We start from the raw sequence: 25114 nt of genomic DNA, 5'->3' as shown, positions 1-25114 counted from the left end.
CGCCTCACGTCAGAGAGGTGCTCTCATGCAGCGAACGCGCGGACAGTACGGAAGGGCGGGCATCGTCGCCAGCTTGGTGGCCGTGCCGCTGGTGCTCACCGCCTGCGGTGGCGAGGAGTCGACGGGGTCGGCCGACAGCATCACCGTCGCCATCTCGTCCAGCCCCAGCGCCGACGCGCTCCAGGCCATCGCCGCGGACTTCGAGGCTGAGACCGGGGTGACGGTCGAGTTCGTCGACATCCCCTACGACCAGCTGACCTCGCAGATCCTGCTCGGGGCGCGCCAGCCGGACCAGGGATTCGACGTCATCCAGTTCGACAGCCCGATGCTCGCGGCGCTGGTCGAGGCAGGTGCGCTGGCCGACCTGACCGATCGGGTCGAGTCGTCGGAAGCGTACAACGCCGGCGACTTCTCCGAGCAGGTCGACGAGTACGCCCGCTACGACGACACCGCGTACGGCATCCCGCTGTCCACCGAGCCGTACGTGCTCTGGTACCGCACCGACCTGTTCGCCGACCTCGGCCTGTCTCTGGAGCCGACCTGGGACACCTACGTCGCGAACGCGCGGGCGCTCGAGGCCTCCGGCGTCGCCGGCAACGGCTCGGGATTCGGCGCGCAGATCGGCGGCTACTACTGGCTCGAGGCGATCTACCTGCACGGCGGTACCCTGCTCGAGCCCGGGACCTGCACGCCCGCGCTGGACACGCCGCAGGCGCTCGCCGCGACCGAGACCTACCTGGACCTCCGCGACACCACGCCCGCGACGGTGGTCAACGGCGGCGGCAACGAGATGACGACGGCGTTCGCGCAGGGCCAGGTCGGCCAGCAGATCAACGCCACCGGGTACTGGTCGACCATCAGCGACCCGGACCAGTCGCAGGTCCTGGACGCCTTCGACATGACGCTGCCCCCGATGACCGACGACGGCAGCACCCTGCTGTTCGGCTGGCTCATCGGCGTGGGCGAGCAGTCCGCGGCCAAGGACACCGCGTGGGAGTTCCTCGAGTTCGCCCTCGGACAGGACGCCATGGACCGCCTCATCGAGGAAGGCGCTCCCCCGCCGGCACGACAGTCGCTGCTGGAGAACGAGGCGGCGCTGGAGAGCATCCCGTACCTGCCCACGCTCGTCGAGGCGGCCGCGCGCGGCGACCACCTCCCGTACATCACGCAGATGCCGGAGATCATCACCGCCCTGTCGGTCCAGCTCAACGCCGCCGCATCGGACGGTACCGACGCCGAGGCTCTGCTGGCCGCAGCGCAGAGCGAGGTCGAGTCCATCATGTCCGGCGCGGAGACATGCGGCTGACCAAGCCCGGCGGGACCCTGCTCGACCAGACCCCCGGCGAGGCGACGGCGGCGCGCTCCGGCGCGCCGCCCGGGGGCGGGCGACGGGCCCGCCGGGACCGGTGGACCGGGTTGGCGCTGAGCGCGCCGGCATGGGCGCTGATGCTCTTCGCCGTCGGCGTGCCGCTGGTGGTCGCCGCCGTCACCTCGCTCACCGACGAGAGCCTGGTCTCGCTGGAGCCCCGGGCCTTCGTCGGCTGGCGGAACTACGCGACCGAGGTGTTCACCTCCGACTTCGCGTCGGCGCTGCGCGTCACCGTGCTCGTCATCGTCCTGAGCGTCGTCGTGCAGCTGCCGATCGGGCTCGGGCTGGCGCTGCTGCTGGTCAAGCCGGTCCGCGGCCGGGGTGTGCTGCGCGCGGTCATCAGCCTGCCGATGATGCTGACGCCGGTCGCCGTCGGGCTGGTCTTCCGGTTCCTGGCCGACCCGGACCTCGGGGCGATCCGGTGGTTCGCCTCGCTCGTCGACGACACGTGGCAGCCCAACGTGCTGGGCGACCCGTGGGGCGCCCTCGGGCTCATCGTCGTCGTCAACTCGTGGATCAACATCCCCTTCGTCACGCTCCTGCTGCTGGCCGCGCTGGTCGGCGTGCCCGGTGACCTGTACGAGGCGGCCGCGCTGGACGGCGCCGGCTGGTGGCGGACCCTGACGAGCATCACGCTGCCGTCGATCGTCCCGGTCGTCGCGGTGGCGGCCGCGCTGCGGGTCGCGGCGGACTACCGGATGTTCGACCTGGTCTTCATCGTCACCCGGGGCGGCCCGGGCAACAGCACCGTCAACCTCTCGATGCTCGCCTACCAGGAGTCGATGGTGAACTTCCAGATCGGGCGGGCCTGCTCGGTGGCCGTCGCGATGGCCGTGCTGGCGCTGCCGTTCTACTGGTTCTTCAGCAGGATGACGCGAGCATGAGTGCGCCCCGACGACTCGTACCGCGCGCCGCGCGGCTGCTCGTCCTGACCCTGGCGGCGGCGATCGCCGTCTCGCCGGTCGTCTGGACGGTCCTGACATCGCTGAAGACGACGCGCGACGCCCAGTCCTACCCGCCGTCGCTGCTGCCGGAGTCGCCGGTCTGGTCGAACTACACCGACCTGTTCGGCACCCGCACCTTCGCCGACTCGGTCGCCACGTCGGCCACGGTCACCGTGTTGTCCACACTGGTCACCATCGCCGTCGCGTTCCCGTCCGCGTACGCGCTGGTCCGGCTGCGACCGCGCGGGCGGTTCGCGTTCGTCCTGCTCATCGTCCTCGCGCAGGCCGTTCCCGGCATCGTCTTCCTGGTGCCGCTGTACTCGGTCGTCTCGTCGATCGGCCTGTACGACACCACGCTGATCCTCGTCGTGGCCTACGCGGCGTTCCTGACGCCGTTCGCGACGCTGGTCCTGGCGTCGTTCGTGCGCGGCGTCCCGGTCGAGATCGAGGAGGCGGCAATGGCCGACGGCTGCGGCCGGGTCCGGCTGCTGCTCCTGGTGGTGCTGCCGGTCTCCCGGGCCGGCGTCGCCAGCGCCATGGTGTTCACCGGTCTGTTCGCGTGGAACGAGTTCCTGATCCCGATGGTCCTGAGCGGCCGGAACACCCGGCCGCTCACCGTCCACGTCTCGACGTTCATCGGGCAGCAGAGCATCGAGTGGGGCCCGCTGTGCGCCGCCGTCGTGGTCGTGCTGGTCCCGGCCGTGCTGGTCGTGGCGTTCCTCCAGCGTCACCTGGTCGTCGGCCTGACGGCCGGAGCCGTCAAGTGACCCGAGTCCCCGTCCCGAGAGGTCCGTCAAGCATGTCGAAGCTCGTCATCATCGGGTGCGGCGTCATGGGTGCCGCCTACGCCGACGCCGTCGCCGGCACCAACCTGCGGTGGCGTGCCTCCGTCGCCGGCGTCTGCGACACCGACCTCGCCGCCGCCCGGCGGCTCGGGGACCGCAGCGGGGCACGCGCCTTCGACGACATCGCCACGATGCTCGACGCGACACAACCCGACGCGGCCTACATCGCCGTCCCCGACCACCTGCACGCCGAGCCGTTCCTCGCCTGCGTCGACCGCGGCGTGCCGGTGCTGGTGGAGAAGCCGCTGGCGACCGACCCGGAGACCGCCGCCCGGATGCGTGCGGCCGCTGCCGGTGCCGGGGTCTACGCGGAGTGCAACTTCACCAACCGCTCCAACCCCGTGTTCACCCGCGTCAAGGAGGCGGTCGACCGCGGCGACGTCGGCGACGTCATCGGCGTGAACGCCCGGCTCAGCAACGCCGTGCGGTACCCGACGTCGCTGCTGCGGTGGGCCGAGAACACGACATCGGGCTGGTTCCTGCTCAGCCACGTCTTCGATCTCACATCGTGGCTGACCGGCGCCACCGCCACCGAGGTCACCGCGACGGGCATCCGGACCGTGCTGCGCGGCCGCGGGGTGGACACCTACGACCTGATCCATGCGCTGGTGCGCTACGACCGCGAGCTCAGCGGCATCTACGAGTCGTCGTGGAGCCTGCCCGACAGCCTGCCCTCCCCCGTCGACTTCACCTTCGAGCTGCTCGGCAGCGAGGGCGCGCTGTACGTGGACACCTCCGACCAGATGATCCACCTGGCCGGCCGCGACGCCTACGTCCATCCCGCGGTGAACGACTGGACCGAGGCGCGCCTGACGCAGTTCCTCGACCGCGTCGACGGCGCCGAGCGTCCGCCGGACCCGCTCGCCGACGCCGTCGACAACACGCTGCTGCTGGTCGCCCTGCACGAGTCGATCACGGCAGGCACCAGCGTCGCCGTACTCCCCCGCGCCGACCTCACGACGAACGGAGCGGCCCGATGAACGGCACGACCGGACCCGGCGGCGACGAGCTCGCGTCCACCGCCGACACCCTGCTCGCACCGGCCGTCCTGGTCGGCACCCACGAGCTGGCGACGATCCGCCGGGTGGCCGAGCGCTTCGCCGACGCCCTCGCCTCCGGCCACCGCGTCTACGCCTTCGGTGCCGGGCACTCCAAGGCCGTCGCCGACGAGCTGTGCCACCGCGCCGGCGGGCTGCCGGGCTTCGTCTCCATGAACCTCGACGACCTGCGCACCGAGCCGCGGCCGGCGCACCTCCAGCTCTCCGACTCCGCGCCGGAACGCGATCCGCGCAACGGCCCAGAGCTGCTGGCGCTGTTCGAGGTCGGTGCCGGTGACGCACTGCTCATCGCGTCGCAGAGCGGCCGCAACGGCGCCATCGTCGAGATGGCCAGCCGCGCGCGCGAGCTGGGCGTCTACGTCGCGGCCGTCCTCTCGCGGCAGCACAGCCGGGCCGTGCCGTCGCGCCACCCGTCCGGTTTGCGCCTGGGCGACCTCGCCGACGACGTCATCGACAACCACGGCCCGGTGGGCGACGCGGCCGTCGTGCTCCCGAACGGCGACCGCTCCGGCGCGGTCTCCACGATCAGCGGCGCGCTGATCGCCCAGCTCCTGAGCGTCGCGGTGGCCCGCAGCCTCGGCGGGCGCGGCCTGGACCCGGGCGTCATCCGCAGCGCCAACGTCGACCACGCCGATCCGGCATGAGCCGAGCCCTCGCACCGCACCGCGGCGCCGGCCGCGCCGGGATCGTCGTCGACATCGGCGGTACCAAGATCGAGTCGGCCGAGTCGCGCGCCCCGGACGTCGTGCATCGGGTCCCCTCCGGCGCCGGCGACGGCGCCATTGCGCTCGGGCGGCAGGTCCTGGGCTCCATCCAGCGGTGGGAGCCGCGCCCGGGAGAGCGAATCGTGGTGGCCAGCGCCGGGCACCTGGACCTGGCCGCGGGCCGCGTACTGGCCGCGTCGAACCTCCCCTGGCGCGACCACCCGCTGACCGACACCGTCGCGGCTGCCACCGGCTGCGACGTCGAGCTGATCGGCGACGCTTCGGCGGCGGCCGTCGCCGAGCTGACCCACCCGTCCCGGTCGCGGCACAGGCACGGGCTGTACGTGACGGTGTCCACCGGCATCGGCATGGGAGCGGTCCGGGACGGGCTGCTGGACTGGGAGGCCGGCACCGGCGAGCACGAGCTGGGCCATGTCCGCGTGGTGACCGGCGACGACGCCGCGCCGTGCGGGTGCGGCCGGCGCGGCTGCCTGGAGGCCTACAGCTCCGGGCCGGCCATCCTGCGCCGGTACCGGGAGATCCTGGACGGGTCCGACCGTCCGGCCCGGGCCCTCGCCGGCGACGCCCCGGCGAGCGTCGCCGACGTCGTCGGAGCGGCGGAGCGGGGCGAGCACCCGGCGCGGCTGGTCCTCGACCAGGCGCTGGACTATCTTGCTGGTGCGCTCTCGACGGCGGTGAGGCGCGCACGGGCCACGGTCCTCGTCCTCGGTGGCGGGGCCATGACGCACGGCGGGCTCTTCGCGTCCCTGCGTGACCGCATGCACGTCCTGGCCGGCCCCGGCCTCGCGGTGGAGCGTCCGGTGCACGGGCTCCACAGTGCGATCCACGGCGCGGCCCGGATGTGCGAGCGCGAGCCGCGCACCATGACGGCGCTGGCGCGCAACGAGGAGGGTGTGCGATGAGTGCCTCGCGAGCTCGCGTCGGCGCGTGGACCGCGCCGATCACGCCGGCACCCGGACACGAGCTGGCCGGGTACGCCGCCCGGACCTCTGGAGCCGACGGCGCGCACGACGAGCTGACCTGCCGGGTCGTGGTGTTCGGCCACGGTGACGCGACGCTCGTGCTCGTGGTGCTCGACCTGCTCTACGTGCCGGCGGCGCTAGCCGCCTCGGTCCGGGCGGGCGTCGCCCGGGAGCTGGCCGTGCCGGCGGCGGGCGTCATGGTGGCCGCCACGCACACCCACTGCGGTCCGGTGGTCGGCCTCGGGCACGACGCCCTGCGCGCCGAGCTGACCAGGACCGCCGTGTCCGCCGCGGCCGCGGCGGGGCGGAGCGCGCGCGAGGCCGAGCTGCGCCACGTCCGCTTCGACGTCGCCGGCCTGGTGCACAACCGGCGCGACCCAGCCGGCCCGCTCGACGACACCGGCACCGCGCTGGTCGCGGTGGACGCCGCCGGGGAGACGGTGGTGTCGCTGGTCAACCTGGCGTGTCACCCCACCGTGCTGGGGCCGGGCATGACCTCCTACTCCCGCGACTTCCCCGGCGCGCTGTGCGACACCGTCGAGGCGGCCTGCGGTGGCCGGGCGGTGTTCCTCCAGGGCTTCGCCGGCGACGTCAACCCGCTCATCCACGACCAGGGTGCCGCGGACATGCGTCTGTTCGGCCGGCAGCTCGGGGTGCGCGCGGCGGACGCGATCCTCACCGCGGCCCGTGCCTGCCTGCCGAACCGGACCATCAACCTCAGCCTCGACCGCGAGCTGCCGGTGCGGCTGGACCGGCGGCACACCACCGTGGACGTCGATGCCGTCGGTGCCGGGCTCGACGAGGTCGCCGTCGAGGCCAAGCCCTCGGTCGCGCCGGAGCGCATTCGCCAGGAGCTGGCCGCGGCGCGGGCCGCCGTCGACGAGGCGCCCACCGACGCGGCGCGCGACCGGGTCGCCGCGACCGCGCAGGCGTGGTGGATCGAGGACCTGCTCGCGGGCCGGCCGAGCTACCTGTGCGTCGACTTCCCGCCGCCAGAGGGTGCCACCCTGCCGGTGCAGGTCTTCACCCTCGGCGGCCGCTTCCACATCGTGGCACTGCCCGGGGAGCCGCTGACCGCCTCCGCCGACCTGCTGCGCCGGGAGCTCGGCGAGCAGCTGCTCCTGGTCGGGTACGCGAACGGCGCAGCGAGCTACCTCCCAGAGCTGGGGGAGTTCGCGCGCAGCGGCTACGAGGTGGGCAGCACCCGCTACGCGCCGGGCACCGTCGAGCGGCTGACGGCGGCCGCGCTCACCCTGGCCCGCGGGGACGACGCGCGATGAGGAGGGAGCGACGATGACCGCGACCGCGCCGCGACCGGGGCCGCGCGTCGTCGCGCTGGGCCCCCGGCCCGAGACCGGCCTGCTCTCGACGACCGCCGTCGGCAGCACCAACCGGGCGCGGGTGCTGCAGGCACTCGCCGACCACGGGCCGCTGTCGCGTGCGGACCTGGCCCGGCACAGCGGCGTCACCCGAGCCAGCATCGGCGGCGTGGCAGCCGGGCTGCTGACCGAGGGCGTGCTGCACGAGCTGGAGTCCGGCACCGGCGGGTCGCGCCGCATCGGCAAGCCGTCCCGGCCGCTGTGGTTCGCCGACCGCGGACCGCTCGGCGCGGTGGTGCTCCAGCCCGGCGTCGTCGAGGTCGGAGTGGTCGCCTCCGACGGGCGGGTGTCGGTGCGGGAGAGCGTCGCGCTGCCGCCCGTGCGCAGCGCCGCGGAGCTCGACGCGGCCGCCGTCGACGCCGTCCGCACCGTGCTGGGGCCGACCCGGCAGCCGCTGATCGCGGTCGGTCTCGCGCTGCCCGGGTTCTTCGGCCCCGACGGCGAGATACTCGTCTCCACGACGATCGACACGCTGCCGGGGTCCCGGCTGCCGGCACTACTCGCGGCGGCGACCGGCACGACGGTGGTACTCGAGGACGACGCCCGTGCGCTGGCACTCGGTCAGCGCTGGTTCGGGCAGGCGCGGGGCGTGCGCGACTTCGCCGCCCTCCAGATCGGCGCCGGGATCGGTGCCGGGATCATGCTGGACGGGCGGCTGCTGCGCGGTCCGCTCGTCGCCTCCGAGGTCGGCCACATGACCGTCGACCACGACGGCGAGCTGTGCCGGTGCGGCCAGCGCGGCTGCTGGGAGACCCTGGCCTCGTCCCGGTGGCTGCACCGGCGGTCCGAGCAGGCCGGTCTGCCGGAGCCGGAGACGATGACGCCCCGCCGGCTGACCGAGCTCGCCGACACCGGCGACCCGGCCGCCGCCGAGGTGCTCGACGACTACGCCGGCCACGTCGCGCTGGGCATCGTCAACCTCTTCCACGTGCTGTCGATCCCGCTGTTCATCCTGCACGGCCCGATCGTCGAGGCCGGCCCGCGCTTCCTCGACCGGCTCCGCGAGCACGTCGCCGCGCGGACGATGTCGGCCCTGAACGCGTTGCCCACCATCACCATGGACGAGAACGCCACCCGATCCGGCGTGCTCGGCGCCGCCGCCGCGGCCATCACCCACCAGCTCGGCGTGTCGCTTTGACCCGACCGCGCAGTCTGAGGGCCACCCAGGCGTCCATGCGAACCTGAGGGTCGTCGAGTGACCGCCCGAGCGCGGCCTCGATGTCGCGCAGCCGGTTACGGACCGTGTTGCGGTGGATACCGAGCTCCGCGGCGACGGCGCCGTGCCGGCCGTGGTGGCGCAGGAACGACTCCAGCGTGGCCAGCGACGCGGACGGGTCGGTGGCGGCCGCGGCCACGCGGCCGGCGAAGGCGGAGGCGAACGCGGCGCCGGCCGCGGGGTCGATGAGGCCGACGGCGCCGTCGTCGACGACGGCGTCCCAGTCGACGACGTCCGCGGCGCCGGCCCGGGACAGGGCGTGACCGGCGGTCGCGGCGCCGCGGCCGGCATCGGCCAGGCTCGTCGTGGCGCCGACGCCCACGCGAAGGCCGTGGTCACGGAGCCAGGATGCGGTCGCGGCGGCCCGGGCGGGATCGACGAGCAGCCACAGCTCGTCGTCGAGGCGGGCGGCGACGTCGGCGTGCCCAGCGGCGCGCCCGCCGGTCTCGTCGAGGACCCAGACGGCGTCGTCGAGCGCCTCTGCGGTCCCCGACGCGCGCAGGACCCGCAGCGGGTCCGGGAGGCGGATCGTCGCCGCCGGCACGTCGGACACGGCGGCGAGCAGCGCGGTCGCGGTGCCGGGGTCGCCGTCGGCCACCAGTTCCACGGCCCGCCGGCGCAGCCGCCACCGGACCGCTCGGAGCGGCACGCCGCCTTCGGCGGTCAGGCTGAGCAGCGCGACCGCGGTGGTGACGGCGGCGCGCTGGTCGTCGGTCAGGCTCGGCGCCCTGAGCGCGAGGTAGCGGTGCGGCCGGCCGCGCAGGCCGATCGGCTGGATCACCGTCACGCCCTCGTCGTCGACGATCGTCGACGACGCACGCAGGCCGTGCGGGCGCTGCCGCTGGATCTGCGCCGCCAGCGCCGGCCCGGCCAGTGCCGGCGGCACCGGATCACCCGGCCCGACGACAAACCGGCCGTCGGGGTCGACGACGCAGGCCGCACCGCCCACGACGTCGGCGAGCCGGCGGACCAGGGTGCCGAGGCCGTCGGCGTGCACGGCGGCCATGGTGAGCTCGCGCTGCATGACCAGCGCCTCGCGCACCGCGGCCTGCTCCGGCTCGCCGACCTTCCGCGCGATCAGCCGGCTGATGTCCACGAAGCGCGTGGCGCGCGGCACCTCGACGAGGTTGAGCGCGTGGTCGGCGCAGGCCCGCGCGAGCGGCTCGGGGACGGCGTCGTGGGTCAGGCCGACGCCGAAGCCGACGGCCACGACGCCGGCCGCGGCCAGCCGGCACACGTAACCGTCCCACTCTCCCGTCCACGCGGCGGTCGCCATCCCCGTCGTCAGCAGGACCTCGCCACCTTCGAGGAACGGGGTCGGGTCGGTCAGCTCGCTGGTTGCCACCCAGGTGACGGGCACGTCCGCGTGGGGCAGGGCGACCGCCCGGAGCGCGAGCCCGGGCGTCGCCACGATCTGCGCGACGCTCACCACGGTTGTCAGTGTCGCACAGTAGATGCGGCCAGGTTGTGCACGATCTACAGCGCCATCGGCCGGTCGCCGGGGCTAGCGTCACCGCGAACCCCATCGCGATCGGGAGGAACGAGATGGCTGACGTCGTCGAGGTGCGGGGCGGTCCCGGCCTGCGCCAGGAGCACCGGCTGGTGACCGAGATCCCAGGACCGCGCTCGCGCGAGTGGGACGCGCGCCGGGCGGCCGCGGTGGCGCCCGGGGTCGCGACCACGATGCCGGTCTACGCCGTGGCCGCGGGCGGCGGTGTCGTCGTCGACGTCGACGGGAACTCGCTGATCGACTTCGGCTCGGGCATCGCCGTCACCACCGTCGGTGCCAGCGCGCCGGGCGTCGTCGACGCGGTGCGCGAGCAGGCCGAGCGGTTCACGCACACGTGCTTCATGGTGACCCCGTACGACGGCTACGTCCGGGTCGCCGAGGCCCTCAACGAGCTCACACCCGGCCGCCACCCGAAGCGCACGGTCCTGTTCAACTCAGGCGCGGAGGCGGTGGAGAACGCGGTCAAGATCGCCCGGGCGTTCACCGGCCGGACCGCGGTGGTGGCCTTCGACCACGCCTACCACGGCCGCACCAACCTCACGATGGCGCTGACCGCGAAGAACGTGCCGTACAAGAGCGGCTTCGGGCCGTTCGCCCCTGAGGTGTACCGAGCCCCGCTGTCGTACCCGTTCCGCGACGGCGGACTCGACGGGCCGGCGGCCGCGGCCCGTGCCATCGAGGTCATCGAGTCCCAGGTCGGCGCCGAGAACCTGGCCGCCGTCGTCATCGAGCCCATCCAGGGCGAGGGCGGCTTCATCGTGCCGGCGCCGGGGTTCCTCCCGCGGCTGGCCGAGTGGGCCGCGTCGGCTGGCGTCGTGTTCGTCGCCGACGAGGTGCAGAGCGGCTTCGCCCGGACCGGCCGGATGTTCGCCTGCGAGCACGAGGGCGTGGTCCCCGACCTCGTGGTGAGCGCGAAGGGCATCGCCGGCGGCCTGCCGCTTTCGGCGGTGACCGGGCGCGCGGCGATCATGGACGCGCCCGGGCCGGGCAGCCTCGGCGGCACCTACGGCGGCAACCCGCTCGGCTGCGCCGCCGCACTGGCCACGATCGACGCGATCGCGGCGGACAACCTGCTCGACCGCGCCCGGGCGATCGGCACGACCATGCTCGACCGGCTCGGCCGGCTGCGCGACGACGACCCCAGGATCGGCGACGTGCGCGGACGCGGCGCGATGGTGGCGGTCGAGCTGGTCGAGCCCGGCACGACGACACCGGACGCCGCGGTCGCCGGCCGCATCGCGGCGGCCGCCCGGGCCCGCGGTCTCATCGTGCTGACCTGCGGCACCTTCGGCAACGTAGTGCGCCTCCTGCCGCCGTTGAGCATGCCCGACATCCTGCTGGCCGAGGGCCTGGACGTCCTCGGCGACGCCGTCGCCGCCACCCGGTGACCGCGATCCGAGATCCGCGACCCGAGAGCGAGGAGACCACCATGCCCACGACCGCGCCCGCCCCGGTCCCGACGCTCGCCGGCATCGTCGGCGACTACGTCCGTGCCCTGGAGCCCGGCCACGCCGTCTGGGTCGACGGGGCCGGCCGAGCGGCCGCCGGCGGTGCCCGCTTCGACGTCCGCGACCCCTCCACCGGCGCCGTCATCGCCGGCGTCTCGGACGGAACCGTCGCGGACGCGGCCGCCGCCGTCGACGCCGCCGCGGCCGCTCTGCCCGGATGGTCCGCCACGGCACCACGCGAGCGCGGCGAGACGCTGCGCCGCGGCTTCGAGCTCATGCGGGAGCACGCCGCCGAGCTGGCCGCGCTGATGTCCTGGGAGAACGGCAAGGCACTGGCCGACAGCCGAGCGGAGGCGGCCTACGCCGCGGAGTTCTTCCGGTGGTACGCCGAGGAGGCGGTGCGCACCGAGGGCGAGTACGGCCCCGCGCCGGCCGGCGCCACCCGGACCATCGTCACCCATCGCCCGGTGGGCGTCGCCGCGCTCGTCACGCCGTGGAACTTCCCCGCCGCCATGGCGACCCGGAAGATCGCGCCGGCGCTGGCCGCCGGCTGCACCGTCGTGCTGAAACCCGCGTCGGAGACCCCGCTCACCGCCCTGGCGATCGCGCGCATCCTGCGGACGGCAGGGGTTCCGGCCGGGGTGGTCAACGTCGTGCCGACGACCTCGGCGCGGGACGTGGTGGCCGCCTGGCTGGCCGACCCGCGGGTGCGCAAGCTGTCGTTCACCGGGTCGACCGAGGTCGGCAGCGCCCTGCTGAGCCGGGCCGCGGGACGGGTGGTCAACACCTCGATGGAGCTGGGCGGAAACGCCCCGTTCGTCGTCACCGCCGATGCCGACGTCGCCGCCGCCGTGCGCGGCGCGACGGTGGCGAAGTTCCGCAACGGCGGACAGGCCTGCACGGCGGCGAACCGCTTCTACGTCCACGCCGACGTCGCGGACGCGTTCCTGGAGCGATTCGGCGCCACCGTCGAGCGGCTGGTGGTGGGTCCGGCCGTGGACCAGACCACCGCGATAGGACCGCTGATCAACCCTCGCGCGGTCGACGACGTGCGGGCCCTGGTCGAGGGCGCGGTGGCCGAGGGCGCCACCGTCACCCACCGGGCCGCGGTTCCGGAGCACACCGGCGGCTCCTACTATCCGCCGACGGTGCTGGCCGGCGTGCCGGCCACGGCCAGCATCCTGACCACCGAGATCTTCGGCCCGGTGGCGCCCGTCGTCACCTGGACGGACGAGGCCCGGCTGCTGGAGCATGTCAACGCTGGCGAGTCCGGGCTGGCGGCCTACGTGTACAGCGCGGACCTGCGCGCCGCGATGCGCCTGGCCGAGTCGATCGAGGCCGGGATGGTCGGCATCAACCGAGGCATCGTCTCCGACCCGGCGGCGCCGTTCGGTGGACTCAAGCAGAGCGGGCTGGGCCGGGAGGGCGGCCGGCACGGGCTGCGGGAGTTCCAGGAGACGCAGTACTTCAGCGTCGACTGGGAGTGACCCCGCACGGGCGGAGAGTCAAGGAGGCAGTCCTCGTCAGTCGCCATCCTTGGCACGCGAACTCACCGCCCGCCCGTCCGATCTGTCCCGGTGCATCGAAAGACTTCGCGTGCCGAGGCGCAGCACGGTGGCGCGCTGGACCCAAGGGCCAGGCGTGGGTTCACCAGGACCGGGCGCGGGTCGGGGTGACGCGGATGACCGTGGAGAAGTCGGCGAACGTCGCCTCCGGAGTGGTGCCCGCCCACTCCATGCTCTCCAGGTAGCGCTCGACGTAGACGGCGGCCTCGTCCTCGCTCAGCCGGGCGGAGCCGCCGGGCGGTGCGGGGTCCACCGTGGCGACGCCCTCGACTGTGAGCACGCTGTTCCGCTCGGCCTCGCCGTCGAGGTCCAGGTGCAGCGAGACCCTGGGGTTGCCGCCCAGGTTGCGCACCTTGGCCTGGCCCGGCTGGCTGAGGATGAGGAAGGACTCGCCGTCCCACACGAAGCCGACCGGCGACGTCTGGGGCTGGCCGTCGGCGGAGACCGTGGTCAGCCAGACAACCGTCTGCTCGCGCAGCCGCTCCTCCGCGCGGGCGCGCGCGTCGTCGTCGAGATCAGGAAGCATCCGCCAAGTCTAGGTGGTTCGACACCCCGGCGATCAACTCGCGCGCCAGGTCACGCACCGACTCGGCGGCCTCGTGGGTATCCGATCACGTCCCGCTCGACCAGCTGGGCGATCGCAACCCTGGTGAACTGCTTGGTGATGGACGCGACGGAGAACCGGCCCGGTCGCAGGTCCGCGGGGACGGCGGACGCGGCGGATACCAGGCCCGCCGCCCCGGCGGCCACCGGCACGGCTCCGAGCAGGCCGCCGAGCACGTTCCGGCGCGAGGGTGCGCCGAGGGCTGGTGCTTCCCGGGGTTCACGCGGTACCTCACTCTCTCGTTGCTAGCCCGCGGCGATGAGCCGGCGGATCTCGTCGGCGACGGGTTCGGCGGCCTTGGTGTAGTTGGACAGCACGACCGCCACCCAGCCGGACTCGGGGAACCACTCCACGTTTGCCGAGACGCCCTGGGTGCCGCCGTTCTTCGCCAGCGACCATTCGTCACCGGGCAGGCGGCAGGTGAGGCCGTACCCAGCGAAGGTGATCTCCGGGTCGGAGTACAGCGGCAGCTTCGGCGTCGTCGCGACGTGGGTCCACGCCGGCTCTCCGAGGAGCGTGTCGTCCATGACCGCCTCGGCGAAGGCCGCCAGGTCACCCGGGGTGGAGAACGACCCGCCGGACGGCGTGCCGACGAACAACTGCTGGTCGCTGTATATGACGTCGACCCAGTCGCCGTTGCCGTCCTTGTGGTACGGGTGCGCGATCCGCGGGTCATCACGCGCCTCGGGCAGGGTGTAGAAGTCGGAGTCCTTCATGCCGGCCGGCTCGAACACGTGCTCGCGGACGTAGTCGTAGTACGAGTCCGCGCCGGAAGTCGCCGCCACGATCGCGCCGAGGGCGAAGAAGCCGGTGTTGCTGTACTCGGTGCTGCTGCCGGGCGGGAAGGTCACGTCGTCCTGCCGGACGTACTTCAGGGTTCCCTCCCAGACCTCCTCGACGCTGTCCCAGGTTCTCGACTCCTGCCAGTAGCCCGTGTTCTGGTGGACGTTGACGAAGCCCGAGCTGTGCGTGAGCAGGTGGTGGACGGTGACGTCCTTGGCGAGTGGGTCGACGAAGCCGTCGACGTAGGTGGACAGCTTCTCGTGGTAGGCGACCTTGCCCTGGGCGACCAGCTGGGTGATCGCGATCGCGGTCAACGCCTTCGTCACCGAGCCGAGGGTGTAGACGATGTCCGGGCCGTGCGGGATCTCCTTCTCCTTGTTCGCCATGCCGTGCGACCGGGACAGCACGTCGTGTCCGCGCCATCGCACCAGGACGGTGCCCGCGAACTCGTCCTTCTCGGCGAGGTCGGCGAGGTACTGGTCGAACTCGCCGCCCGGCCGCAGCGACCGCGGGATCGTGGCCGACGCTGACGCCGCGGTCGCCGCGGTCTCGTCCGCGCGGGCGGCCCCGGCCAGCGCGATGCCCGAGCCGGTCGCCACCGGGACCGCGCCCAGCATGCCCAGGACGGACCGCCGGGACAGTGCCGCCGCAGTGGTGTCGTTGGTGGTGTTCACGTGGTCCTGCTCCTTCTCGGGTTGGGAATCCGGGCGGCGGCGCGGGCGCGGCCGCGTCACGCCGCGGTGATGAGCTCGCGCAGCCGCTCACCGACGGTCTCTGCCGCCCGGGCATAGTTGGCCAGCGCCACCGCCACCCAGCCGGAGTCCGGGAACCACTCGACGCTCGCCGACACGCCCTTGCTGCCGCCGGTCTTCGACACCGTCCGCTGGCCGTTCATCAGCCGCCAGACGGTGCCGTACGCCTCGAACGGTGTACCGCCGGGCTGCGGCATGGGTGTCTTCGGGCTCGTGGCCAGGTGAGTCCAGCCGGCCTCCCCGAGGAGGGTGTCGTCCATGACCGCCTCGGCGAAGCGGGCCAGGTCGCCGGCCGTCGCGAACGCGCCGCCGGCCGGCGTGCCGACGAACAACTGGTCGTCCTCGAGGACGGCGTCGAGCCACTCGCCGGCCTCGTTCTTGAAGTACGGGTGGGCGATGCGCGGGTCCTCCCGGGCCTCGGGCAGGGTGAACCAGTCCGAGCTCGTCATGCCGGCCACCTCGAACACGTGCCGGCGGATGTAGTCGTAGTACGAGTCCTCGTCGCAGACCGCCGCGACGATCGCGCCGAGGGCGAAGAAGGCGGAGTTGCTGTATCCGGCCGGGAACTTCAGCTCGTCCAGCTGGACGTACTCCAGGCAGCCGTTCCAGGTGGCCTCGACGGTGTCCCAGGTCGGGGCCTCCTTCCAGAACCCCTCGATCCGGTGGTAGTCGGTGAGCCCGGAGGTGTGGGTGAGCATCTGGTGGACGGTGACCGTGTTCGCCACCTCGTCGGAGAACCCGTCGACGTAGGCGCCCAGCTTCTCGTGGAAGTCCACCTTGCCGGCCGCGGCCAGCTGGGTGATCGCGACCGCGGTCATCGCCTTCGGCACCGAGCCCAGCGTGAAGATGGTGTCCGGGCCGTGTGGGATCTCCTTCTCCTTGTTCGCCATCCCGTACGAGCGCGACAACACGTCGCGACCCTTCAACCGCACCAGCACGGTGCCGGCGAACGCGTCCTTCTCGGCCAGGTCGGCCAGGTACTGGTCGAACTTCCCGCCCGGCCGCAGCTCCTCCGGGATGCGCCCGCCGGCGGCGGTCGTCGCGGACTTCCCCGCGGTCTCGTCCGCGCGGGCGGCCCCGGCCAGCGCGATGCCCGAGCCGTTCGCCACCGGGACCGCACCCAGCATGCCCAGGACGGACCGCCGGGACAGTGCCGGCGCAGTGGTGTCGTGATGAGCGTTCACAGCATCTCCTTCTAGGGGTCGACACCCACAGCCTGCGTGGGGGCGGTCAAGTTCGTGTCAAGACGCGGTCAGCCCCGGGACTTCTTGGGGAACTCTCAGCTCCGTGCGCGACACTTCCGGGCATGACGGCGCGCATCCTCGTCGCCGAGGACGATCGCGGGCAGGCCGAGGTGATCCGCCGGTACCTGGCTCGCGAAGGGCACCGGGTGGCGGTGGTGCACGACGGCCGGGCGGCCATCGAGTCGGTCCGGCGGCACCGACCCGACCTACTGGTGCTCGACCTGGTGCTGCCAGCCGTGTCCGGTCTGGAGGTGTGCCGGGTGGTCCGCGCCGAGCACGACGTCGCGGTCGTCATGCTCACCGCCCGGGCCGGCGAGGACGACCTCCTGCTGGGGTTCTCGCTGGGCGCGGACGACTACGTGACCAAGCCGTTCAGCCCGCCGGAGCTGCTCGCGCGGGTACAGGCCGTGCTGCGGCGTTCGGCCCGATCCACCGGACACCAGCCCGAACAGGTCCGCATCGGCCGGCTGCTCATCGACGCCGCACGGCACGAGGTACGCGTCGACGGGACGGCCGTAGCGACCACGCCGGCGGAGTTCGCGCTCCTGTCCAGCCTCGGCGCGGCGCCGGGACGGGCGTTCACCCGGCAGATGCTGCTGGAGCGCACCGGCCGGTTCGACCGCTCGGTGACCGCCCGCGCGGTCGACATGCACGTCATGAACCTGCGCCGCAAGATCGAGCCGGACCCCACCCGGCCGCGTTACCTGCTGACGGTCACCGGCGTGGGCTACAAGCTCGCCGATCCGGCCGACGAGGAGGCCGGTGGTGCACCGTAGTCTCCAGCCGCGCCTGCTCGGGCTCTCGCTGTCGGTGGCTTCGTTCGCCGTGAGCGCGACGATCCTGCTGCTCGCCTACGACGGTGACGACGACGCAGGTGGCCAGCCGCTGCTCGAGACCGACCTCGACGCCTACACCGACCTCTACTTCTTCGCCAACGAGCATGCGAGCTGGGACGGCGTCGCATCGCTGGTGCTCGAGCTCGCCGAGCGGACCGGTGAGCGCATCGCCGTCACCACGCCCGACGGCGCGGTGATCGCCGACTCCGCCGAGTTGCTCGGTACGGAGGCCGGCGACCTGCCGTCGACGCCGACCACGCTGATCGACGCGGCCGCCGAGCCGCTCGCCGACGCGGAGCCCGAACCCAACGTCGTCGTCGGCGGCGGCTCGGACGGCGGCGCCAACCTGTCCTTCTACACCTGGCAGCCGACCGAACAAGAGCGGCAGCAGCTGCAGGCGCGTGCGGACGCGGCGGCCGCGTGCGCGGAGAACGCCCGTCCGGCCGAACCGCCGGCCGAGCCCTGGTACCGGCGGCTGCGTACCGACGCCAGCGGCACCCCTACGACCACCACCTCCGGAACTCCGCCGGAGACGGTGCGGTCATGCGGGGCCGAGGCCCTGTTCGCGCCGACCGCGGCGAGCCGGGCACTGCGGGAGCGCACCGTCGCCGAGACCGCGGCCTGCCTCGACGCGAACGCGCTGCCGTACGAGGCCACCACCGACGGCGATGGCCTGCCCAGGTTGCTTCCGGTCGCGGGCACCGGACCCACCTGGGCGGCCTGCGCCGAGGCCGCGGCCACCGAGGCCAAGCGGGCCTTCGTCGCCCCGCCGGCGCATCTCTACGTCGGCAGCGGCGACGGGTTCGACCCGCTGTCGGAAGCCGGTTCGCCGCGGGTGGCCACGGCGGCCGCGACCGGGCTGGCCGCCGCCGTCGCGCTGACGCTCCCGGTCGGCCGCCGCCTCACCCGGCGCCTGCGCGCGCTGACCGTCGCCGCGGTCGAGAGCCACGAGCGGCGCCGCACCGCGATGATCAGCGAAGTGACGCACGAGCTGCGAACGCCGCTGTCGAACGTCCGCACGCACCTGGAGGCGGCCCGCGACGGCGTCGTCCCACTCGCGCCTGGCCTGGTCACGTCCCTGATCACGGAGTCGGCGCAGCTGGAACGGCTGGTCACCGACCTCCACGACCTCGCGCTGGCCGACGCCGGTCTGCTGCGGCTGCACCCGGAGGAGCGCGATGCCGCCGACCTGGCCGAGCAGGTGGTCGCCGGGCACCGGGCCGAGGCGTCGGCTCTCGGCGTCCACCTGCGCGTCCAGGACGCCGAGCGGGTGACCGTCAGGGCCGACCCGGCGCGGCTGCGGCAGGTCCTGGGCAACCTGGTGTCGAACGCGGTCCGGCACACGCCGGCCGGCGGCACCGTGACGATCACGGTGCGTCGCTCGGCCGGCTCGGCCGTGCTCACCGTGAGCGACACCGGCTGCGGTATCGCCGCCGAGGACCTGCCGCACGTCTTCGACCGGGCCTACCGCTCCGACCCGCCAACCGGCCGGCCGCACCCCGGCTCGGGCCTGGGGCTGGCCATCGCCCAGCACCTGGTCGAGGCCCACCAGGGACGCCTCGAGGTCTCCAGCGCCGTCGGGGTCGGCTCGGCGTTCACCGTCGTGCTGCCGGCGGTCGAGTCACACCTCCTGGATCAGCGCGTCCGGCCGTCCTGAGCCGGGTCGGGCGACCCGGTGTGTTCCGTGCCCGGCTGGGTACGCCGCGGTTCGAAGGAGTGGTCTCCGATGACGTACCTGGGCCGCGACGGCCCGACCGACCACGACGACCGGCTGACCGAGCGTCCGGTCACCGTGCCGGTGCACAGCGGCGCCGTCGCCGGCGTCGAGGCGCGTGAGGCGATCCACGCGGACCTCGCGGTTCCCCCGGACGCACGCGGGGTGGTCCTGTTCGCGCACGGCAGCGGCAGTAGCCGGCACAGCCCGCGCAACCGCTCGGTCGCCGCGGCGCTGCAGCGGCAGGGGTTCGCGACCCTGCTGACCGACCTGCTCACCGACGTCGAGGAGCGCGACGATGCCGTCACCGGCCGGCACCGCTTCGACATCGCGCTGCTGGCCGACCGCCTGAGGCTGGCCGGCCGGTGGCTCGCGACCGACCCGGCGACGGCGCACCTGCCGCTCGGCCTGTTCGGCGCCAGCACCGGTGCCGCGGCCGCGCTCGCCGTCGCCGCCCCCGACGACGAGCGCGTCGGCGCCGTCGTCTCCCGCGGCGGCCGCCCTGACCTCGCCGGCGACGCGCTGCCCGGAGTCCAGGCGCCGACCCTGCTCATCGTCGGCGGCCGCGACGAGCAGGTGCTGGGGCTCAACCGCGCGGCGCTGGCCCGGATGCGATGCGTCCGCGACCTGGCGGTCGTGCCGGGCGCGACGCACCTGTTCGAGGAGCCCGGCGCGCTGGCCGAGGTGGCCCGGCTGGCCGGCGACTGGTTCAGCGCCCACCTCGGCGCCGCCTGACCGGCCGGCGCCTGACGGACGCCGCCCCGGCTGGACGGCATGCGTCCCACCGGTGCTGGGTATGGCGCTGTCTACGAGCCGAAAAGGGGGATCGTCCATGGAGCTGCCGCCGCCGAGGGGCGAGTTGAGCCGGTGGCTGGTCCGGCATCTCATCCACGCCGCGCCGCCGACGCCGGCACCGCGACCTTCGGGCCCGCTCTCCACGGCGTGGTGCGACGACGACCTGCAGCTCGCGCTGTGGTGTTGCTACGAGCTGCACTACCGCGGCTTCGCGGACGTGCCGGCCGAGATGGAATGGGACGTCGACGTGCTCCGGTTCCGCGCCGACCTGGAACGGCATTGGACGGCGTGCCTGCGCCAGCTGTGTGCCGGCCGCGAGGTCGACCCCGCGCTCCCGGCGCCCCGGCTGCTGCGGCAGATCGTCGACGCCGACGATGCGCCGTCGCTGTCCCGCTACCTGCAGCGGCACGCGACCCGCGAGCAGTTCCGCGAGTTCGCGCGCAACCGGTCGATTTACCAGCTCAAGGAGGCCGATCCGCACACGTTCGGCATTCCGCGGCTGGACGGTGCCGCCAAAGCGGCCATGCTGGAGATCCAGGCCGACGAGTACGGCGGCGGCCGGCCGGAACGCATGCACGCCGAGCTGTTCCGGCGGACCATGCGCTGGCTGGGCCTGTCGGACGAGTACGGGTACTACGTGCCCCAGGTGCCGGCGGTCACGCTGGCGGTGTCGAACCTGATGTCTTTGTTCGGGTTGCACCGCCGCTGGCTCGCCGCGCTGCTGGGGCATCTCGCGGTGTTCGAAATGACGTCCACCGAGCCCAACCGGCGCTATGCGGCGGGCGTTCGCCGCCTCGGCGGGGACGACGACGCGGCCCGGTACTTCGACGAGCACGTCGAGGCCGACGCCGTCCACGAGCAGATCGCCGCTCACGACCTGTGCGGCAGCTACCTGCGCGCGCATCCGGACGCGGCCATCGACCTCGCCTTCGGCGCCACCGCGTGCCTCGTCGTCGACGGTCTGTTCGCGAAGACCCTGCTGGTGAGCTGGCAGGAGAGCAGCCGGCGCGCACCGATCGCCGCGGCTCGATGACCATCGAGCCGCCGGCCTATGTCCTGCCGCTGCGTTGGACGGCCGACGTCGATCGGCTGGCGGAGCTGACCGGCTACCTGGCCTGGCTGCGCACCCGTTGCCGGGTGGTGGTCGTCGACGGCTCGCCGCCGGAGCTCTTCGCGCGGCACCGTGCCGCCTGGGCCGGGCTGGTGACACATCTCCGGCCGGACGACGAGCTGCGCTGCCGCAACGGGAAGGTCCACGGGGTGCGGACCGGGCTGCGGCGCGCCACCGGTGACGTCGTCGTCATCGCCGACGACGACGTCCGCTACGACGAGGCCTCGCTCGCGTCGGTGCTCCGGGAGCTGGATCGCGCGGACGTGGTGGTGCCGCAGAACGTCTTCGAGCCGCTGCCCTGGCACGCCCGCTGGGACAGCGCCCGGTCGCTGGTCAACCGGGCATTCGGCACCGACTACCCGGGGACCCTCGGGGTGCGCCGCCACCGGTACGACGCGGCCGGCGGCTACGACGGCGACGTGCTGTTCGAGAATCTCGAGCTGATCCGGACGATGCGGGCCGCCGGCGCCACGGTCCGGTTCGCGCGTGGTGTGTTCGTCCGACGCCGGCCGCCGACGGTGCGAACCTTCTGGTCGCAGCGGGTCCGCCAAGCCTTCGACAGCCTCGCCCAGCCGGGCCGGCTCGCCGCCGAGCTGGCGATCCTGCCGGCGGGCGTCGCCCTGGCGCGGCGCCGACAATGGCAGATGAGCGCGGCGGCGGTCGTCGCGGCGATCGCGATCGCCGAGGCCGGCCGGCGCCGGGACGGCGGCACCCGCGCGTACCCGGCGAGCGCCGCCTTGTGGGCGCCGGCGTGGGTGCTGGAGCGCGGGGTGTGCTCGTGGGTGGCGGTGGCCATGCGGGTGCTGGCCGGCGGCGTCTCCTACGCCGGCACGCGGCTGGCGGTGGCGGCGCACAGCCAGGCCATGCTCGACCGAGCTGTGCGGGACCGGGCCGCACAAGACCGAGCGGCGCTGGACGTGGCCGCGCTCACCCGGCGGTCCGGTTGGCCCGGCGCGCCGACGTGGACGCCCGGAAGCCCGCCGCGACGTGGCTCCCGTCGCAGAACGGCTTGATGGCCGACCTGCCGCACCGGCACAGCGCCACCGTCGCCCGGCGGGCGTCGATGACGTCGCCGTCCTGGGTCTGGATCTCGAACGCGCCGCGGACCAGCAACGGCCCGTCGTCGTAGGCGCGGATCACTGCCTTGTCGGTCATGTCCGGCAGGTACCCGTCAGGGCACCGGCCATGCCCGCGATCCACCCGCGGTCAGGGGGCCTGGGGCAGCTTCACCGTCCCGCGCCGGGGCGCGGCGGCGGACGGCGGGGGCACCACCGGGCCGATGTCGCCGTCAGGGGCCTCGTCGAGGTCGACGATGACGGGCGCGTGGTCACTCGGACCGGTGCCCTTGCGGGCGTGCCGGTCGACCCAGGCGGCCTGGACCCGCTCGGCCACCGGGCCGTCGGCGAGCACGAGGTCGATGCGCATGCCGAGATCCTTGTGAAACATGCCGGCCCGGTAGTCCCAGTAGGTGAAGACGCGGTCGCTGGGCCAGCGGTCGCGCACGACGTCGTGGAGGCCGGCGGACTGCAGCTCGGCCAGGGCGGCCCGCTCCGGCTCGGTGACGTGGGTCTGGCCGATGTAGGCGTCAGGGTCGAAGACGTCGGCATCGGCGGGCGCGATGTTCATGTCGCCGCAGACCATGACGGACTGCGGCCCGGCCCGCACCTGCGCGCGCAGCGCCGCCAGCCAGGCCAGCTTGTAGTTGTAGTGCTCGGAGCCGGGCACGCGGCCGTTGGGCACGTAGACCGAGTGCACCCGCACTCCCCCGCACGTCGCGGAGACCGCCCGCGCCTCCGGCTCGGGAAAGCCCGGACCGCCGGGCAGCCCGCGAACGACGTCGTCGAGACCCACCCGGGACAGTATGGCCACGCCGTTCCAGCGCGCCTCACCGTGTGCGGCGATCTCGTAGCCACGCTGCTCCAGCTCGACACCGAGCAGCTCGGCGAGCAGCTCGTCGGCGAGCTTGGTCTCCTGCAGACAGACGACGTCGGGGCGGCGCTGGTCCAGCCACGGCAGCAGCCGCGGCATGCGTTGTTTGATCGAGTTGACGTTCCACGTGGCGACCCTCACCGCACCTACCGTAGCCCCGCCCACCGACAACGAGGCGCCGCCCTCCACCCGCGCTGAGGCCGCGTCGCCTCTCCCGCGGCGTTCCGCTGCCTGACCTGCGGGATTTTACTGCCCGTCACGGCATCGATCAAGACTGTTCATGATCCACGGATTCGGTTACATTCCGAGAGCCGGTGGTGCTGCACAGTTCGATCGGGAGAATGAGGCCGCCCATGGAGCGCACGGGATCTCTCCAGCACATCGTGACGTTCTGCGGCAACTGCGACTGCGGTTGCCCGGAGCTGTTCCTCAACCACAACGCGCCACCCGAACGTCGCGTCGTCATCACCGACGACTTCGGCCAGCGCATCCAGATGAGCCTGGCCCAGCTGCGGGTGATCGTCGAGTCGGCCAAGGACGGCACCCTCGACGACGTGCTGCAACCGGCGAACGCCTGACCAACCCCAGGTCCCGCCGTCACCAGATGGCAGGTGGGCGGGACCTCCGCGCTCAGCAGGCATGCGTCCCCGGTGAAGCGGGAGCACACGTCCTCACCGTCGTGCTGCCCTGCGGGGCTCGGGCACGCTCGACGTGATCGAAATGATCACGTTCAGCAGGATTACCCGAGCCTCACCATGATTGCGAGCATGGTGCGACACGAGATCTCGTGCTGAACGTGATCATTTCGAGGCGACGCGCACCCACGGAAGCAGCAAAAGAGCCTCATGTGGCCGTCGGCATCAGTGGTAGGCGGGCGCGACCTTGCCGACGGCGTCGCCGATGCGGTGCACCCGCATGGCGTTGGTGGAGCCGGGGATCCCCGGCGGCGAGCCGGCCACGATGATCACGAGGTCGCCGCGCCGGCACCGCTCCTGCTCCAGCAGCATCCGATCGACCTGCTTGACCATCTCGTCGGTGTGGTCGACGTGCTCGGCGGTGAACGCCTCGATGCCCCACGACAGCGCCAGCTGGTGCCGGGTGGCGGTCAGCGGGCTGAACGCCAGCAGCGGGATGCCGGGACGCAGCCGGGCCATCCGGCGCGCGGAGTCGCCGCTCTGGGTGAACGCGACCAGGTACTTCGCGCCGAGCAGGTTGCCGGTCTCGACCGCGGCCTTGGTGATGGCGCCGCCCTTGGTGCGCGGCTGGGTGCCCAGCGGCGGGATGCGCTCCAGGCCGTGGTCCTCGACCGCCTCGACGATGCGGGCCATCGTCGTGACCGTCTCGATCGGGTACGCCCCGACGCTGGTCTCGCCGGACAGCATGACCGCGTCGGCGCCGTCGAGCACCGCGTTGGCGACGTCGGAGGTCTCCGCACGGGTGGGCCGCGGATTGGTGATCATCGAGTCGAGCATCTGGGTGGCGACGATGACCGGCTTGGCCCGGCGCCGGCACAGCTCGACGGCGCGCTTCTGCACCAGCGGGACGTCCCACAGCGGCAGCTCGACCCCGAGGTCGCCGCGGGCGACCATGACACCGTCGAACGCGTCGACGATCTCGGCGAGGTTCTCCACCGCCTGCGGCTTCTCGACCTTCGCGATGACCGGCAGCCGCACGCCCTCCTCGGCCATGATGCGGTGCACGTCCTCGACGTCGGAGGCCGAGCGGACGAACGACAGCGCGATCATGTCCGCGCCGACGCGCAGACCCCAGCGCAGGTCGTCGACGTCCTTCTCCGACATCGCCGGAACGCTGACCGCGGTGCCAGGCAGGTTGAGGCCCTTGTGGTTGGAGACCCGCCCGCCGATGGCGACCGTGGTCACGACGTCGGTCTCGGTGACCTCGGTGACGTCCAACGACAGCCTGCCGTCGTCGACCAGCACGGTGTCGCCGGCCTTCACGTCGTGCGTCAAGCCCTTGTAGGTGGTGGAGGCACGCTCGGCGGTGCCATCGACGTCATCGACGGTGATGACGAACGTCTGGCCGTCCTCGAGCTCGACCGAACCCTCGGCGAACGTGCCCAGGCGGATCTTGGGACCCTGGAGGTCGACAAGCACACCGACGTTGCGCTCGGCCTCGGTGGCGGCCTTGCGCACGCGGAGATATCGCTCCTCGTGCTCGGCGTGGGTGCCATGACTGAGGTTGAACCGAGCGACGTCCATGCCGACGTCTATCAGCTCCCGCAGCCGCTCCGGGGAGTCGGTCGCTGGACCAAGGGTGCAAACTATCTTCGCTCTACGCACGTCCGCCAACACTATCTCTCTGGAC

Annotated in this window: 24 protein-coding genes; 16 read left to right on the top strand and 8 right to left on the bottom strand. The window is 73.2% G+C overall.

Annotated elements, in window-relative coordinates:
• Positions 1-25 precede the first annotated feature (25 nt).
• Genes E1269_RS18680 through E1269_RS18645 form a run of 8 tightly spaced genes read left to right on the top strand, consistent with a single transcriptional unit; the run spans position 26 to position 8420 of the window.
• Positions 26-1306, top strand: a complete 1281-nt coding sequence (locus E1269_RS18680) for an ABC transporter substrate-binding protein (RefSeq protein WP_131897264.1) — start codon at positions 26-28, stop codon at positions 1304-1306.
• Positions 1297-2253 carry a carbohydrate ABC transporter permease gene (locus E1269_RS18675; RefSeq protein WP_131897262.1) on the top strand — a complete coding sequence of 319 codons (957 nt, stop codon included), beginning with the start codon at positions 1297-1299 and terminating at the stop codon, positions 2251-2253. Before E1269_RS18680 ends, E1269_RS18675 begins: the two co-directional genes overlap by 10 nt.
• Positions 2250-3080 carry a carbohydrate ABC transporter permease gene (locus tag E1269_RS18670; protein ID WP_131897260.1) on the top strand — a complete coding sequence of 277 codons (831 nt, stop codon included), beginning with the start codon at positions 2250-2252 and terminating at the stop codon, positions 3078-3080. The genes E1269_RS18675 and E1269_RS18670 overlap by 4 nt, the downstream gene beginning before the upstream one ends.
• A gap of 32 nt (positions 3081-3112) precedes the next feature.
• Positions 3113-4138, top strand: a complete 1026-nt coding sequence (locus tag E1269_RS18665; protein WP_131897258.1) for a Gfo/Idh/MocA family protein — start codon at positions 3113-3115, stop codon at positions 4136-4138.
• Positions 4135-4860: a sugar isomerase domain-containing protein gene (locus E1269_RS18660; RefSeq protein WP_131897256.1), complete on the top strand. Its 726-nt coding sequence runs from the start codon at positions 4135-4137 to the stop codon at positions 4858-4860. Before E1269_RS18665 ends, E1269_RS18660 begins: the two co-directional genes overlap by 4 nt.
• Positions 4857-5843 carry an ROK family protein gene (locus E1269_RS18655; protein ID WP_131897254.1) on the top strand — a complete coding sequence of 329 codons (987 nt, stop codon included), beginning with the start codon at positions 4857-4859 and terminating at the stop codon, positions 5841-5843. Before E1269_RS18660 ends, E1269_RS18655 begins: the two co-directional genes overlap by 4 nt.
• Positions 5840-7183: a hypothetical protein gene (locus E1269_RS18650; RefSeq protein WP_131897252.1), complete on the top strand. Its 1344-nt coding sequence runs from the start codon at positions 5840-5842 to the stop codon at positions 7181-7183. The genes E1269_RS18655 and E1269_RS18650 overlap by 4 nt, the downstream gene beginning before the upstream one ends.
• A gap of 13 nt (positions 7184-7196) precedes the next feature.
• The gene (locus E1269_RS18645; RefSeq protein WP_131897250.1) at positions 7197-8420 is read left to right on the top strand and encodes an ROK family transcriptional regulator; all 1224 of its coding nucleotides are present in this window, start codon (positions 7197-7199) and stop codon (positions 8418-8420) included.
• Here E1269_RS18645 and E1269_RS18640 read toward each other — a convergent pair.
• On the bottom strand, positions 8392-9930 hold the full coding sequence (locus tag E1269_RS18640) for a PucR family transcriptional regulator (protein WP_131897248.1): 1539 nt from the start codon (positions 9928-9930) through the stop codon (positions 8392-8394). The genes E1269_RS18645 and E1269_RS18640 overlap by 29 nt on opposite strands.
• 113 nt (positions 9931-10043) lie before the next feature.
• Between E1269_RS18640 and gabT the strand changes: the two genes are divergently transcribed.
• Together gabT and E1269_RS18630 are read left to right on the top strand one after the other, a co-directional pair.
• Positions 10044-11396, top strand: a complete 1353-nt coding sequence (gene gabT / locus E1269_RS18635) for a 4-aminobutyrate--2-oxoglutarate transaminase (protein WP_131897246.1) — start codon at positions 10044-10046, stop codon at positions 11394-11396.
• A 41-nt stretch (positions 11397-11437) separates the two neighbouring features.
• The gene (locus tag E1269_RS18630) at positions 11438-12943 is read left to right on the top strand and encodes an NAD-dependent succinate-semialdehyde dehydrogenase (protein ID WP_131897244.1); all 1506 of its coding nucleotides are present in this window, start codon (positions 11438-11440) and stop codon (positions 12941-12943) included.
• A 160-nt stretch (positions 12944-13103) separates the two neighbouring features.
• On the opposite strand, the gene E1269_RS18625 is transcribed toward E1269_RS18630, so the two are convergent.
• From E1269_RS18625 to E1269_RS18610, 4 genes are all read right to left on the bottom strand, one after another.
• Positions 13104-13547 carry a nitroreductase/quinone reductase family protein gene (locus tag E1269_RS18625; RefSeq protein WP_131897242.1) on the bottom strand — a complete coding sequence of 148 codons (444 nt, stop codon included), beginning with the start codon at positions 13545-13547 and terminating at the stop codon, positions 13104-13106.
• A gap of 50 nt (positions 13548-13597) precedes the next feature.
• Complete coding sequence (locus E1269_RS18620; RefSeq protein ID WP_131897240.1) at positions 13598-13801, bottom strand: hypothetical protein; 204 nt, start codon at positions 13799-13801, stop codon at positions 13598-13600.
• Between the two features lie 69 nt (positions 13802-13870).
• Positions 13871-15082, bottom strand: coding sequence for a serine hydrolase domain-containing protein (locus E1269_RS18615; RefSeq protein ID WP_131897238.1), 1212 nt, complete (start codon positions 15080-15082; stop codon positions 13871-13873).
• Between the two features lie 56 nt (positions 15083-15138).
• Positions 15139-16344, bottom strand: a complete 1206-nt coding sequence (locus tag E1269_RS18610) for a serine hydrolase domain-containing protein (protein ID WP_131897236.1) — start codon at positions 16342-16344, stop codon at positions 15139-15141.
• A gap of 122 nt (positions 16345-16466) precedes the next feature.
• Between E1269_RS18610 and E1269_RS18605 the strand changes: the two genes are divergently transcribed.
• The 5 genes from E1269_RS18605 (at position 16467) to E1269_RS18585 (ending at position 21873) form a co-directional block, all read left to right on the top strand.
• The gene (locus tag E1269_RS18605) at positions 16467-17180 is read left to right on the top strand and encodes a response regulator transcription factor (protein ID WP_131897234.1); all 714 of its coding nucleotides are present in this window, start codon (positions 16467-16469) and stop codon (positions 17178-17180) included.
• Positions 17170-18897, top strand: a complete 1728-nt coding sequence (locus E1269_RS18600; protein WP_131897232.1) for a sensor histidine kinase — start codon at positions 17170-17172, stop codon at positions 18895-18897. Before E1269_RS18605 ends, E1269_RS18600 begins: the two co-directional genes overlap by 11 nt.
• A gap of 69 nt (positions 18898-18966) precedes the next feature.
• Positions 18967-19689, top strand: coding sequence for a dienelactone hydrolase family protein (locus E1269_RS18595; protein ID WP_131897230.1), 723 nt, complete (start codon positions 18967-18969; stop codon positions 19687-19689).
• A gap of 97 nt (positions 19690-19786) precedes the next feature.
• Positions 19787-20782, top strand: coding sequence for an iron-containing redox enzyme family protein (locus E1269_RS18590; RefSeq protein ID WP_131897228.1), 996 nt, complete (start codon positions 19787-19789; stop codon positions 20780-20782).
• Positions 20779-21873 carry a glycosyltransferase family 2 protein gene (locus E1269_RS18585; RefSeq protein ID WP_131897226.1) on the top strand — a complete coding sequence of 365 codons (1095 nt, stop codon included), beginning with the start codon at positions 20779-20781 and terminating at the stop codon, positions 21871-21873. Before E1269_RS18590 ends, E1269_RS18585 begins: the two co-directional genes overlap by 4 nt.
• Here the strand turns inward: E1269_RS18585 and E1269_RS18580 are convergent.
• On the bottom strand, positions 21788-22015 hold the full coding sequence (locus tag E1269_RS18580; RefSeq protein WP_131897224.1) for a CDGSH iron-sulfur domain-containing protein: 228 nt from the start codon (positions 22013-22015) through the stop codon (positions 21788-21790). The genes E1269_RS18585 and E1269_RS18580 overlap by 86 nt on opposite strands.
• Positions 22016-22066: 51 nt before the next feature.
• The gene (locus E1269_RS18575) at positions 22067-22930 is read right to left on the bottom strand and encodes an exodeoxyribonuclease III (protein WP_131897222.1); all 864 of its coding nucleotides are present in this window, start codon (positions 22928-22930) and stop codon (positions 22067-22069) included.
• A gap of 212 nt (positions 22931-23142) precedes the next feature.
• Between E1269_RS18575 and E1269_RS18570 the strand changes: the two genes are divergently transcribed.
• Positions 23143-23367 carry a hypothetical protein gene (locus E1269_RS18570; protein ID WP_131897220.1) on the top strand — a complete coding sequence of 75 codons (225 nt, stop codon included), beginning with the start codon at positions 23143-23145 and terminating at the stop codon, positions 23365-23367.
• A gap of 282 nt (positions 23368-23649) precedes the next feature.
• Here E1269_RS18570 and pyk read toward each other — a convergent pair whose 3' ends face one another.
• On the bottom strand, positions 23650-25089 hold the full coding sequence (pyk, locus tag E1269_RS18565) for a pyruvate kinase (protein WP_131897218.1): 1440 nt from the start codon (positions 25087-25089) through the stop codon (positions 23650-23652).
• Between the last annotated feature and the right edge of the window lie 25 nt (positions 25090-25114).

This window comes from Jiangella asiatica (assembly GCF_004349065.1).
Classification (GTDB): Bacteria; Actinomycetota; Actinomycetes; order Jiangellales; family Jiangellaceae; genus Jiangella; species Jiangella asiatica.
The sequence above is the reverse complement of the archived record's forward strand: the minus strand, read 5'-3'. Positions and strand labels throughout refer to the sequence as shown.